This is a genomic window from Vibrio sp. E150_011, assembly GCF_053544015.1.
In genome coordinates this window covers 658,957-672,210 of the sequence record NZ_JBHFOL010000001.1, presented here as the reverse complement: position 1 = coordinate 672,210, position 13,254 = coordinate 658,957, and the positions used below count along the sequence as shown (strand labels likewise).

Below are 13,254 nucleotides of genomic sequence, written 5' to 3'. Positions count from 1 at the left end.
AGAATGTAGAGGCTCAGTAATGAGCCTCCCTCAAATCGAAAGAGCGAAAACAATATGAAACTCAAAACTTTATCTACGCTGATTGCAGTGGCGATGACTGCTGGAACTTTAACAGGCTGTAATTTTTATGACGAGCCTCCGGGTGGGGAAGTACCTGAGGAGCCAACAACGCCGCCACCTATTGAAGATGTAGATACTATTGTTGAATCTGTGTCTGAACTTGCTGCTGCAATTCAAAGTGCAGAACACGGCGCGGTGATTGGCCTAAAAGCCGGCGGTGATTTTGCGTCAATAGGTACGTTGATTCTGACAAAACCAGTCACGCTAACGTCGGTTGATGCGGATGGTAACTTGAGTGATGACGGTGTCGATCAGGCGGTCATCACTGGTGTGACATGTATTGATGTCCCATCAACGGCAGATTCTATCTTAAAAGGCACAACAGGTATTAGGTTGAGCAACCTAAGCTTTGACAATGTCACGTTAGATACCTGTGGTTCCGAGGATACCTCTCGCTCCATTATCAATGTGGGTAAAGTTGGCGATGGCGATACGCCGGTTGTTTTAGAAAAACTGATGTTTAATGGCATGAATTTTACTGAGTCTACTTCTAGTCCTACCGCCTGGGTATATTCCCGAGGTCTGGTTGATATTCAAGATAGCGAGTTTTTAAACAAGCAGGTTGATAACACGACAACAGGAATCTTGTATCTAAACTGTGGCAGCAACAAGATTAATGGTGGCAGCGCGCGAAACTCAAGCCCAGTATTTACCAATAACACGGTTGAGTTGACTGGCAACTCTGCTGCGCTTAACGGCATCGTTGCTGGGCAGTTTGATGGAAAAGCATGTGGCGCAGTTGTCACAGGCAACACATTTACTGGCTTTGAAAACGATGTTTCTACCGATGCCGATACTTTCGCGGCCATTGTAGATGGTGACACGACTGGTGGAAACAAGATTGAAGGTAATGACTTTGGAGAAGGCAGTACACCGCCACCGACGGACCCAGACAACGATGTAGATGCATTGAATGAGATGATTCAGGCGGCGAGTGTTGGGCAGGTCATTTCACTCGGTGCGGATAAAGATTACTCAGAGGGCATCATCGAATTAAGCAAAGAAGTGGTTTTGGATGGTGAGAATCTTGCGACGATCACAGGTAGTGCATGCATTAATATTAGCGCGGCAGGAGCCGAGGTGAAGAATCTTAGCTTTAAAAATAATGCCATAACATCATGTGCGAGCGGTGAAAGTAGCCAAGGACGTTCTGGTTCAATCACCATCATGCAAGTAGGGGAAGAAAATAAACCTGTTTTATTAACGAACTTACATATCGACGCGCAAGATATTACTAATGACATGCTTGAGAATAAGGCGAGCCTTGTTTATTCCAGTGGTTACTTCGAATTACTGAATAGTACATTTATCAATCTGCAATCCAATATTCAGAACAATGCGGTTTATACTCCATGTCATAAATCAGAAACCAGAATGGGTAGTGTTATTCAAGGCAATAACTTTACCATTAATGATGCTGGCAATAGTGAAGTGGCTGCTATTAAGTTTGGTAATTCAAGCAGTGGTGCTATTCAAGATAATACTAATAATAATAGCTGCTTAGTGACTATTGAAAACAATGTATTTACTGGCTATTCGGTTAATGTCACTGAATCCGTTGGCAGTAGCAGCGACAACCCAAGAGTAGCAGCAGTCTTTGCTCGCAATGAAGCTATGCAAAATGATGTAGAGAATACCAACACCTTCCAATAATAAATGAATTATTTCAAGCATGCGTGTAACGCGCATGCTGGGTATTTCTAGTGCCTAAATAAAGAGATTTCAGAATGAAAAAAACAATATTAGCCGCGAGCGTATTCGCAATGTTCAGTGGTGCCGCCTTCGGTAGCAGTACAATGACAGTAAAGTGGGAACATAAACTATTAGAAGGCCGTACCGACCGACCTAAATTTGAATTCGGTCATCGTATGGATAATGGATTTAAGTTTGGCTTCGAGCAAGTTTGGCAATATGACCGTAGCGAAGATAAATATGAATCTGGTTTTGCACCAGAGCAGTATGAATTAACCTTTAAAACGGATTATCGATTCCGTTGGGGGGATAAAAATGAACACCAAGCGGGACCAGTATTAGATTATCAATTAAAAGACACCACTAAAAATGTTCGAGTTGGGGCATTTTATGGGTATCGTTTTACTCGTAACTTTGATGCAAAAGTGCGTGCCCGTTATTCGCAAAATATAGACCGTATTCGTTTAGATAGCTACGATAGCAACGGCAACTTTAAACCAGGTAGTGACCGTGATGATTTCAATAAAGAAATGCGATATGACCTGTGGTTGACGTATAAATGGAATGACTGGACGTTTGTTTGGGATGCCATTGTTTTACAGAAAATTTCATCATTTGAAAATAATAGTGGTGTTGAGCAGCATATTTACGACAATAACGAGCGGTTGGCCATGGAAAATGAATTCAGTGCAGAATATCGTTTACCAAAAGCACGAGCGCATGCTTTTTATGGTAAGTTTAAGCTCAAGCAGAAACTTTCCAAACCTAGCCATGAAACCAGTGATAGCCAACCTTACGACTGGGCGGGTAAGCGTGATAACGCGATAGAGTTTGGTTATAAATATCGCTTTTAGTATCGAGAACCAATAGTCAATGAGACAACGTCATTGAAGTTTGGCTTAGCTGGAGCTCCGTTCGGTATCACATGGTTAATGTGTGGATGAGCGGGGCTTTTTTAACTTTGTATTGTTTAAGATGTTATCTATGAAATCAAATGCTCTTATTATGTGCTCTTTAATTTCTAGCGCACTGATGCTTTCCGGGTGTGGCGGCGAAGATGGAAGCTCGCCATCATCACCGAATACAGGCACCGACCCGGTTGCCCCGTATACACAACCCCGTTATCAAGCGATCCTTGCTCAATCTAACCTTCAAGTTTCTGACCCCGAGGGTATGGAGGGCAATCACACCACGGTGGTGCGAAACGGCGAATTTGTCGACTACTACAGTGACCATTTTTATTCCGATGCGAGCACTGAACATCTGACTTTTAAGATGTCGGGTTACAAGCTACGCTCAGAATTACGGCTGATAGACAATTTTGATACATCAGAACAAGGTAAGCAGCGAGAGCTTCACGCACGTCTGCAACCTATTGACGTTGAGGCGTCTCTTTCGAATAGCAATTCCGATAATGATGAAGTCACGTATCTACAAATTCACAATATCGGTGTAGACGAGCAAGGAACGGGGGCCATTCCTCATCCATTATTGCGGGTGGTCTATGAAGCTGAGCGCGATGGCTTTGAGGGGCATTATTGGGCCGTCTTAAAAATCAATGCGCTAGACTGCAGCGCAGGAAGTGCAGATGAGCATCTCAGTGATTGTAATAACGCCTATGAACGCATCAACTTAGGAAAAGCTAACCTGAGTGGTGAGACGGATATGCGGCTCTTGATCCGAGAGAGTGAGTTGGTGATTGAGGTGGATTCACAGGTCATCGCGACTCGTGACATATCATACTGGGCTCCATTGCTCAGTTACTTTAAAGCGGGTGTTTACAACCAATTTGAACATGGAGAAGCTGAGGTCCAGTACCCTCTTTTAACGGCAGCGGTCAGTGACTATTCAGCGGAGAATAATTGGGATATTGACCAGTGGAAGATAACGATTCCAGCGAGTAAGAATGATTGGTATGGCAGTGGCGGTACGAGTGCTGCTGAGCTTGAACCGGCACATTGCCAGTCTAATAAAGGGGTATTGAGTAACGACTCGGAGCTATGGTATTCAGATGCGGATGTGTCCTTTTTTGATGTTAGCGACGGACGTATGCATTTTCGAGCGAATATGGGCTACGGCACCACGACGACGAATTCTAGCTATATACGTTCAGAGTTAAGAGAGCTCTTTAATGCGCAAAAGGTCGGCAGTTGCAGTACGAGTAGCAGTAATACGAGTTGGTTCATTAATGATTCGGCAACGGGCACAGCCACCCATCGTCTTACGTCGACGGTTAGGGTTGACGACTACCCAGATAACATCAGTCTGCCTAAAGTTATTGTTGGTCAAGTTCATGGTTGGGAAATCAAGCAAGCCCTTGTCAAAGTGCTGTGGGAGGGAAGCAATAAGCCAGTGCGCGTTATCCTCAATCAAGACTTTTTTAAGGGCAATGTTTCCTGCGATAGTGATAACCCTATTAACCATTGTGATAACTGGTCGTTCAGTGTTGATATGGGCACCTATCCTGCGTATACCGATTGGCAGTATGTGATTGAAGTAAACGAGCAAGGGATACGACTTGAGACGCAGAATTCAGATTTAAATGGCGCGGATTCAAACAACAAAGTGACCCGTTTCTTGAAGTGGGGAGAGGTTTATTCTGATACCAATAACGGCAATATTGTGATGAGTGAACAATGGACGAACGATGACGTCGCTTATTATTTCAAGGCTGGGATTTATCCTCAATTTAAACCGGAAGAAAAGTACAATAATAAGTTTTTCTCGGTGAGCTTTGATGAGGTTACTATCCGTCATTATTAAACCGGTATTGATTCTTTTTTCAGTGGTGGTTTTTCGAAAAAACCAATGCAGTACAAAAAACGCCAGCTCAGCTGGCGTTTTTTATTGTCGTAATTGAGTATACGCTGCGATGAAAGTGCAGAAATTATGAGTTCGTCATGTCTATTGTTTTTTCTGCCTAATTGCGAGAATCACTTGTGGTAATAGTGATGTGACAATCATGCCCGCCATAAGGACATATTGCGGTGTGGTAAACGATTCACCCAGTAACACCATCCCACAAACAATACCGGCAATAGGGTTTGCGATGCCGCCAAAAGTAAAATCGACAACGGTCATACGTTGTAACAACCAAACGTACATACCATAACCAAGTGCAGTATTGAGACCAATAACCCACAATAACCCCATAATATTTCTGCTATCAAGGTTTTGGTAAACATTAAGGTACAGCGACGGAGTCATAGTGGCATGAATGCCTGCCGCGATCGCCAGCATAGTGCCGCCTAAAATCAGCTGCCATGTGAGTACCGTCCACCAGTGCATTCTGTTGCCAAGAGATTTCGTTACACTGCTACCGACCACAATACACATGATGGCGGCCAACATTGCACCAAGACCAACTGGGTTCAAGACCATCGAGCCCGGAGAGAATAAGAAATAGGCGATGATTACTAACAGTAGCCCGCTGATAGCTTGAATCCAACTAGGTTTACGTTTACCAATTAACCAATGGTAAAGCATGGCAAATACCGGCACCGAGACCATTCCAACACCAGAGATCGCTGATGGCAGCGTTTGTGCCATGACAAAGATAAGCCCAAAGAAGACCGCGATGTTAACCAAGCCAAGACTGAACAATATTGGCCAGTCACCCTTTTGGGGTAATGTTGGTTTACACGCGATCAGCAGGAGTCCAGCAGGCAGTGCTCTAAGCGCGCCGAGTAAAATCGGCGGCCAATCAGGTAAGGAGAACTTAGTGACCGCGTAGGTGGTCCCCCAATAGAAAGCCGGTATCATTGCGAGTAATATATTCATTTTTTATCTTTACGTTAAGATATTATTCTCTAATGTACGGATGAAGCCGCTGCCTGTAAAGTATCTTTATGTTAAAATAGTTTTAATGAAGACTGTCATGATGGAGATTGACACAAAATGGATGCAGTTGATCGCGTAGTAGCGCAATGGGCGAAGGAAAAGCCAGATCTAGAAACTGAGCCGATGGCGCTGATGGGGCGTATGATGCGTCTTGCAAAGTATATGGAAAACCAGGTAGCGGAAGTTCATAAAAAATATGATCTTAAGATGGGTGAGTTTGATGTATTGGCGACATTACGGCGCAGCGGTACGCCTTACCAGTTAACGCCTTCCGAATTGATTGACTCTATGATGCTGACATCTGGCGCAATGACCAACCGTTTAGATAAACTGGAGTCAAAAGGCTATATTTCAAGAACTCACAGTGAAGAAGATCGTCGTAGTGTCAGAGTTAAGCTCACCAGTGGTGGGTTGGTACTGATCGACAAAATGATAGAAGAACATGTCGACGTTCAACGAGAGCTTGTTCAGTCATTGTCTAAACCACAGAAAAAAAATATGAATCAATTGCTCAAGCATTGGTTGGGTCAGTTTGAATAAAAAGAAGATTTATTCTGGTTGTTCTACCATCCATGTCATTAGCGTGGTTTTTAGCCACTGTATTGCAATATTCTCCGCTTCTTCAAATGGGTAAATGAGCCAATAACGCGCGGCTTCAATGGGGCCTGGGAAGGTGAGTATTTGAAGCGGTAGGTGTTTCGCATGATGTTGAGCAAATCGTTTCGGGCACAAGCAAAGAGTTTCGCTTTGCGCCGTGATGGTAAGCATCGATGACAGGGACGTGAGCGTGGCTAAGATTTGCCTTTTGGGTGGGTTTGAGTTGTACAACATGTCAAACAACGGTGATTCGCCTAACTGATAATTCAATATGACATGCAACTCATTTACAAACTGTTCCAGTGTGATGTCGTGGTTGATCCTAGGATGATGCGCAGAGGCAACCACGACCACTTCATCTTCAAATAAAAAATCATTGCACATATTCGGTTCAGAGAGTTGGAAGATGTCGATGATGGCATCAGCGTGTTTGAAATTGAGTGTCTGATAGCTATCGCTGTGGCGGTGAAGAAGGTCGACCCACTCTATTCGATAACGGCTTTGTTCACTGTGTATACGCTCTGTGTTTTTAATGTGCTCGAAGATGATGGTCTCAGGCGCTTGTATGACGAAGCTTCTCGGTGACGTTCCAGATTCACTGTACAGACAATCTTCAATCACGGTATCGAACTGACCCATCACGGGGGTAAGACGCTCTAATAGTTGCTGAGCCTGTAATGTAGGGACGATGCCTCTACCTTGACGTAAAAATAGTGGAGTATGCAGATCTGCAGACAGTTTTTTTATTGACTGACTGACCGATGCTGGTGTGACTTGCAGTTCTTCTGCAGCCCGACTAATTGAGCAATATTTAAAAACGACCAGAAAAACTCGAAACAGATTAAGATCGATATTTGGGTGTAAAGCCATAAAGAGAACCACAATCCAACTAGCGCGATTGCTAGGTTAGCAACCATCCTTGGTATTTCTATTAGTGATACGCTGTAATTAACGTGTTATGCGTTAACAGCAGTATCTTTACTAACTATAGATAATTAATAGTGACAAACATTATTAATATCAGATTGGCGCTTAGTTATGTGATTTGTTATGAAAATTCGCTTTGTAATGCATCGATTGTGGTTTCTGATACCAGAATATCGTCAATGTAGTAACGGATATGGTTACCTTGTTTGATACCTACGACAGTCGAGGTATTGCCGTCATTGAGTACCACTTCCATCTCGATGGTATTTTCATCGATGTAACGGATGGTGCCTGCGTTAGGGGTTGTCATAGTGAGGGGGTCGATAGGCGCGTCGTGTAGGCTTGAATCTACCTTATCATTTACCTCTAAGTAGGTTTCTGTTTTGGTATCAAAAATATGGGGCTTACCGTTGATTGGGTTGTGACCTGACCAAAATTCAATGGAGTTGACCACAAACAGATCGGCCACGAGCGTAAAACCATAGACTGGGGACAAGAGGAAGTTGACGCCGGCACGAGCGTATCGGTTATCGACAACTTTTACGTTAAATCCCATTAGTTTTTCTGTGACGGCGTTGCTACCAACGCAGCCGCTGAGTGAAAAAACAGTCGCCATTAAAAATGCAATTTTGGTGGTGGTTTTCATTATTTACCTTGTAGAAATAGAGCGATAAAAAACTGCGAAAGAGGCCATTGTCATCGGTTTAACTATACCGCTTTGGGTAGTGTGACAACGCCAGGCAGTCATGAGGCACGGAGTCTAGTTCTCAGACCAAATGAGATAAACCAATATGACTTAATGGTTCGTTAAGTCAGAGTTAAAGCTCATGTCTGAAATTTTAAATTGTTTTAAATCAATCTATTAAGTTTTTCTCTTATGAGGTTTGAAACAAAAACACACACTTTTGTCACGGTTGGCACCTGTTTTCTTATTTTTATAACTAATAAAGAACTGATGATGCGACGACTAGGGCGTTGATAGCCAAAGTAAGGATGAAAAAAGAGAGGTTTGTGTATAAGCAAGCTTAATCATCACGACAAAAAATCAGATTAGTCGTCACCTCTTAGGTCTGTTTTAATGCGCGCATCAATGATAGTCATTCTTTAATTTCTAAGGTGTTTACATGTTCGCAATTGATGATCTAGTAGTAGCAACGAAAGGTGTGGATTTGGGTCAAATGGTCGTTGTTGGCACAAGCGCAGGCGGTCACTACGTCCACGTTAAAGTGGATGGCGCGACGCTGACTTACCCAGCAAGAGACCTTAAAAAAGCATAATTACGTACACGTCTATTCTTTAAAGGCAGCCTTATGGCTGCCTTTTTCTGTTTGTATTCTTTTATTTTCCACTATAGACACCCTAAGGGTGCTTAATGTGATTACTCGTTGGTCATTGAGATGTTGATAATAGGTATGTCCCCAATGTCGTGGACTTAATATCAAAGGTTATTGTTGACGAAAGATTGATGACTGGACACCGGTAGCATTGATGTCGAGTCCATTGATACCAAAATGGTGGAGCACAAACTGGAATCGGTCCAACGCACCACCAGTATCAAAAACACGTTTGGAAATAGTCACGATCAACGTTGATTGGCCATTTTGTAGCCCTTGATAAGAGAGGCTTATAGGAAGAGAACACATGAAACTACGTCGAACTGCGAGTCCGCTACTGTTGATCATCTGGGCGCTTATCGCTCCCTCTACGGTATTGGCAGAAAACACTCAATCAGAATTGAAACTTGAGAACGCCTCATTATCTGAGGAGACAAAAAAAGAAGTCTTAGCCAGTGTTCATCAAATGTGGGATGACGCTTGCTCTGCCAATGTCGGGGGGATGTTTGAGACTGCACCTGACGATCATACTTATGTTATGGCTGGGTTTCCGTTATGGTCGAAAGCTCAAGCTCTAGAGTTGTATGAGGCGGCGTTTGAAAAAGTATCAGTGCAAACTATTGATACTGACAAAGAGCAAGTGACGCTGCTGTCGGATTCGGTTGCATTATATGTTGCCGATATGAGCTACACCCAGTATGACGCAAATGGGCAACCTTTAGAGTCTGGACCTTATGCGATAACCCTCGTCTTAAAAAAGAAAAATGGCGTGTGGCAGAACATTCATACTCATCAATCTTTTCCTTCTGAACATTAGTAGTAAAGATCTTACTGCAATAGATGTTGAATATAATCAGTCTTGCGTTAACGTAGTAGGTGACTTGAGCGTTCGATAAACCGTGCGCGCTTGATTTAACCACTTCATTAATCAGGAACGATGATTTGAATACTGACCGAAATCCGATAAAAAAAGCGACGCGTATTGAAAGTGTTATGAATTCAGCACTTTGGCATTTAGGCCGCCAGGATATGACTGAAAGTGAAGTGCTGAGTAAGCTTAGAGTAAAGACAGATAACGAAGAATGGATTACTGACACAATCAATAAACTCAAGGACTTTGGTTACCTAAAGTCTGATCAAGTGTTCGCTGAGCAATTTAGTGAGCGCGCATTTATGGGAGAGTACGGTTCGAGTTATATCCTTAAAAAGCTAAAGCAAAAAGGGATCTCAGAAGCACTGATATTGGAATGCATCGATAAGGTCAAAAATGACAAGAATATTGATGAGCAAACCATTTTGATCGACCGAGTTAATCATTACTATCAATCGTTTACGATGAGTAAAGAAAAGCTATACTCGACGCTGCAAAATCGTGGATTCAGTTATGCGCAAGTGCGAGAAGCGGTGAATCAACACGTGAGTGTAGGACAGTTACAATCGAAGCTAGAGATCAAAGCGGAAAAGGCCGATCTCGAAAAGGAAGTACTGAAGTTGGTTCGAAAAGGCAAAGGCTTGATTGTTATTCGTCAGGAGTTGCGCCAGCGCAAAATTGATATTTCAGACTTAGACGCAGTACTTAATCGATTAATGGAATCTGAGCAGATTGATTTTTTCCAACAGTGTTTAGAACAGTTAGAAAAGAAATCGTACGATGTCAGTAATAGAAATGAACGCAGTAAGGCATACGGTATGTTGAGCCGTAAAGGGTTCTCTTCGGAAGAAATCCAGTACGCACTTAGTGAGGCTAGTGAAAAATAATCTGATAGCGGGACGAATTTATATTCGTACAGAGTATCGCGCCCATTTCTATCTCGGCTAACACGTATTACATTTGTTCGTCATCGACTTACTTTGCGTTTCAAGCCACATTTCTCTCGTCGAATTACTTCTATACTGAAGATAATTCGATGGAAGAGGGAATGCCGATGCTCAACGAAAACCATGCCTTTATTTTAGATTTTCCTGATCTTAAATTAGATATAGTGCAACTCAATCACGACGATCCAACCTTCAAAGCCAATCTTCAGCAATACCATCAACTTGATTATGATATTCGCCAGTTAGAGATCTCAGGCAGTCCGATCGATGACGACAGTATGCACGCGCTCAAGCTTAAGCGTATGGAGCTCAAAGATATCCTTTATAAGCAGTTGACCGAACACCATGAACAAGCCAGTCACTAGGCGGTAACTGAGTGTCACGTTAAAGTGTCGTTCTGGTGAAGACGATCGGCACTTATTTTGGCTGTTGAGGTTGGCAGTATGTCGTTAACAGACACAAAAAAGGCCGCCAATGGCGACCTTTCGTTTATTCGTAAAAGCTTACGTAGTAATGGCTAATTAGATAGCAACAACGTTGTTAGCTTGAAGACCTTTTTGGCCTTGCTCTACTTCGAAAGACACTTTTTGGCCTTCGTTAAGAGTCTTGAAACCTTCAGATGCGATAGCACGGAAATGTACGAATACATCATCGCCACCGTTATCTTGAGTTAAGAAACCGAAACCTTTAGTTTCGTTGAACCATTTTACTGTACCAGTTGTTGTATTAGACATGTGATGCCCCTTATTCATTTGATTTAAGAAAAGTTCAATGTTAACAAACTGTTATAACTATCAGTTTGTTAATTGCTTGAATTATATCATGTTACGCTAAAATAAAAGGGAAACGCCTAGCTACAAAAACATGGTTTTAGTAGTGGAAGTTTTACTTGTACTCGATGCTGCATTTAATAACTCTCTGAACAACTGAGCGCTATAGTATAGATTGTTTGTTTTTTGTACAGTCTTTTTTTGTTTTTCTGTGAATTTTAATCAATGATGATAGGGGTTGCTACTCCGTCATCTTCAAAGGACACGTTATGGTCATGATCGAGAATTAGACAAGTGTTGATGTTTGAACCAGTGGAACCACTTTCAATGTGGTTGATTAACAAGATTGCGGTTGTGATGACTTAACTCGCCAAGTAAATAAGTATTTATTAATCTGTTATGACAAGGTTGTTAATTTTTCCATTAATAAAATGCCAATAATATAACTGTATGTCTTATATTATTTTGCTGGTATTGGTTTCTGTATAATATACCGCATCTAATGATATTTATACTGGCTAATATCATTTTGATTTTGCCTTTATTTGGGTGATATATTTTAGTGGTTAATTTGTAACGCATTGTAATTATTATTGTTTGTTGTTTTTATATTTGTTTTATTTCTTGCAATATATTGACGCTAAATTTACAAAGTATTAATTAAGGCTTATAAATGAATAAAATATCTTACTTGGCATTGTCAATTTCTTCACTATTACTAGCAGGGTGTGGAAGTGACTCGGATTCATCGGATATCATTGTTGATGGTGTTCAATATACAGTTATTGATGGCTATATTAACAATGCGATCATTTGCGCAAAAGAAACAGCTGACACACCATGTGATTTTTCAACGACGACAAATTCAAATGGGGTATTTACATTACCTGAAAAGTATCAAAGTTACTTAGTCACCGCACATGTTGTCGGCGGCGTGTCGTCAGACAGTGATACGGTGGGGGTTAGTCCAAGAAGTTACTCCATGAGTGCCGCTGAAGGCGAAAAAAATATCACGCCATTCTCAACAATATCGGCGATGAGTGACGCTAACTCTCTAGCGGATATTGCTGCTAAGCTCGGCGTTGAAGTAGAAGATTTAACTAAAGATTATGTAGGCGGCAGTGATGCGAAAGTGCACCTGTACGCGCGTACGCTTGCTAGTCAACTATTGTACAAGGATGACGAGGATCAGAGTGAACGACTACTTAGTGTCGCTCAAGCGACAAAAGAGTTAGTTGAGACGCTTGAGGGGGAAGACCCAAATATTGATTTCAGTGGTGTGACAGTCAATATCAAGCACGAGGATGGCAACGTGGTCGCTGAAGACGTTCCGCGAGTGAGTTCACTAGAGGACTTTTTAGAGCATCGAGTGAATGGCGAAGTAGCACCTGTATATGGGGCTAGCTTGAATCCAGCATATTTCGCTGAAGAGCGTGTACAAACGTATTGGTATGAAGAAGGAGTCGTAAAACAAGAAGATGACAACGGTGTCCATGAATTTACTGGGTCATACACAATATCAGGCGATAAATTGGAAGTAAGAAGCGAAGAGGGTAGTGCGATTGATCAGTACATTTACGTCTCTAATGATATTGCGTTGGGTGTGCCCTTAGGTGAGCGTGATTTAGGTGTGACTGCGCAAGTGCCATTGGTTAAAAATGGTCAATTTAGTGACGGTGAACTGGTCAACAAGACACATTATTTCCTAGTTGATGAGTCCAATAACCAGTCACCTGATCCGATGATGGTTAAGATTGAGTACGGCATAGATGAGGCTACCCTTACAGGGTTCACTGGTGACGCTTTTGACGAGGTGATTGGAACGGTATCTTATGAAATAAACGGTGAAGGTGCTGTGGTCATTGAGCTGACTCAATTAGGTGATGATACCGATATGGTGATGTTTAAATCGATTGAAAATCAACATATGCTTGTGGGCTATGATGTGAATTTTCAGTCCTTTTCGCTTAACTTTTTTGATGAAGCATTTGCGATTGAAATTTACCAAGGCTGGGCTGACTTAACAAAGTAATAACCGTATTTTTTTGATTAAGGTAAGGCACCTAGCCTTACCTTTTTTATGTCCTTCACTTTCCAAACGCGAGACATTTTTTATTTTGAGTTTAACTTGTATTTAAGATAAACATGATTAACGT

14 protein-coding genes are annotated in these 13,254 nt (G+C 42.0%); 9 read left to right on the top strand and 5 right to left on the bottom strand.

The window, feature by feature from the left end; translation table 11 throughout:
• The first annotated feature begins 54 nt into the window (after window positions 1–54).
• The 3 genes from ACE1OE_RS02780 to ACE1OE_RS02770 all read left to right on the top strand — a co-directional run bounded on the left by ACE1OE_RS02780 (window position 55) and on the right by ACE1OE_RS02770 (window position 4,575).
• Window positions 55–1,773 carry a hypothetical protein gene (locus ACE1OE_RS02780; RefSeq protein ID WP_449210034.1) on the top strand — a complete coding sequence of 573 codons (1,719 nt, stop codon included), beginning with the start codon at window positions 55–57 and terminating at the stop codon, window positions 1,771–1,773.
• A gap of 74 nt (window positions 1,774–1,847) precedes the next feature.
• On the top strand, window positions 1,848–2,666 hold the full coding sequence (locus ACE1OE_RS02775) for a hypothetical protein (RefSeq protein WP_449210033.1): 819 nt from the start codon (window positions 1,848–1,850) through the stop codon (window positions 2,664–2,666).
• Window positions 2,667–2,796: 130 nt separating this feature from the next.
• Window positions 2,797–4,575, top strand: coding sequence for a polysaccharide lyase family 7 protein (locus ACE1OE_RS02770; RefSeq protein WP_449210032.1), 1,779 nt, complete (start codon window positions 2,797–2,799; stop codon window positions 4,573–4,575).
• A gap of 141 nt (window positions 4,576–4,716) precedes the next feature.
• Here the strand turns inward: ACE1OE_RS02770 and ACE1OE_RS02765 are convergent, their stop codons facing one another.
• Window positions 4,717–5,592 (bottom strand): DMT family transporter, encoded by an 876-nt coding sequence (locus tag ACE1OE_RS02765; RefSeq protein WP_449210031.1) that lies wholly within the window; start codon window positions 5,590–5,592, stop codon window positions 4,717–4,719.
• Window positions 5,593–5,709: 117 nt separating this feature from the next.
• Here ACE1OE_RS02765 and ACE1OE_RS02760 point away from each other — a divergent pair, with 117 nt between their 5' ends.
• On the top strand, window positions 5,710–6,192 hold the full coding sequence (locus ACE1OE_RS02760; protein WP_449210030.1) for a MarR family winged helix-turn-helix transcriptional regulator: 483 nt from the start codon (window positions 5,710–5,712) through the stop codon (window positions 6,190–6,192).
• A gap of 9 nt (window positions 6,193–6,201) precedes the next feature.
• Here the strand turns inward: ACE1OE_RS02760 and ACE1OE_RS02755 are convergent, their stop codons facing one another.
• Complete coding sequence (locus ACE1OE_RS02755; RefSeq protein WP_449210029.1) at window positions 6,202–7,119, bottom strand: LysR family transcriptional regulator; 918 nt, start codon at window positions 7,117–7,119, stop codon at window positions 6,202–6,204.
• A 178-nt stretch (window positions 7,120–7,297) separates the two neighbouring features.
• Window positions 7,298–7,822, bottom strand: a complete 525-nt coding sequence (locus ACE1OE_RS02750; protein ID WP_449210028.1) for a DUF3332 family protein — start codon at window positions 7,820–7,822, stop codon at window positions 7,298–7,300.
• A 478-nt stretch (window positions 7,823–8,300) separates the two neighbouring features.
• Between ACE1OE_RS02750 and ACE1OE_RS02745 the strand changes: the two genes are divergently transcribed.
• Window positions 8,301–8,453 (top strand): hypothetical protein, encoded by a 153-nt coding sequence (locus tag ACE1OE_RS02745; protein WP_198593084.1) that lies wholly within the window; start codon window positions 8,301–8,303, stop codon window positions 8,451–8,453.
• A gap of 168 nt (window positions 8,454–8,621) precedes the next feature.
• Here the strand turns inward: ACE1OE_RS02745 and ACE1OE_RS02740 are convergent, their stop codons facing one another.
• Entirely contained in the window at window positions 8,622–8,819 is a 198-nt protein-coding gene (locus ACE1OE_RS02740; RefSeq protein WP_449210027.1) for a hypothetical protein, read from the bottom strand.
• Between ACE1OE_RS02740 and ACE1OE_RS02735 the strand changes: the two genes are divergently transcribed.
• The 3 genes from ACE1OE_RS02735 to ACE1OE_RS02725 all read left to right on the top strand — a co-directional run bounded on the left by ACE1OE_RS02735 (window position 8,818) and on the right by ACE1OE_RS02725 (window position 10,693).
• Window positions 8,818–9,327: a nuclear transport factor 2 family protein gene (locus ACE1OE_RS02735; RefSeq protein WP_449210026.1), complete on the top strand. Its 510-nt coding sequence runs from the start codon at window positions 8,818–8,820 to the stop codon at window positions 9,325–9,327. The two genes, ACE1OE_RS02740 and ACE1OE_RS02735, sit on opposite strands and share 2 nt — an antisense overlap.
• A gap of 176 nt (window positions 9,328–9,503) precedes the next feature.
• Entirely contained in the window at window positions 9,504–10,268 is a 765-nt protein-coding gene (locus tag ACE1OE_RS02730; protein ID WP_449210025.1) for a RecX family transcriptional regulator, read from the top strand.
• Window positions 10,269–10,435: 167 nt separating this feature from the next.
• Window positions 10,436–10,693, top strand: coding sequence for a YdcH family protein (locus ACE1OE_RS02725; RefSeq protein WP_372062514.1), 258 nt, complete (start codon window positions 10,436–10,438; stop codon window positions 10,691–10,693).
• Window positions 10,694–10,849: 156 nt separating this feature from the next.
• Here ACE1OE_RS02725 and cspE read toward each other — a convergent pair whose 3' ends face one another.
• Window positions 10,850–11,062 carry a transcription antiterminator/RNA stability regulator CspE gene (gene cspE / locus ACE1OE_RS02720; protein ID WP_102468934.1) on the bottom strand — a complete coding sequence of 71 codons (213 nt, stop codon included), beginning with the start codon at window positions 11,060–11,062 and terminating at the stop codon, window positions 10,850–10,852.
• Window positions 11,063–11,771: 709 nt separating this feature from the next.
• Between cspE and ACE1OE_RS02715 the strand changes: the two genes are divergently transcribed.
• Window positions 11,772–13,130 (top strand): hypothetical protein, encoded by a 1,359-nt coding sequence (locus ACE1OE_RS02715; RefSeq protein ID WP_449210024.1) that lies wholly within the window; start codon window positions 11,772–11,774, stop codon window positions 13,128–13,130.
• Window positions 13,131–13,254 lie beyond the last annotated feature (124 nt).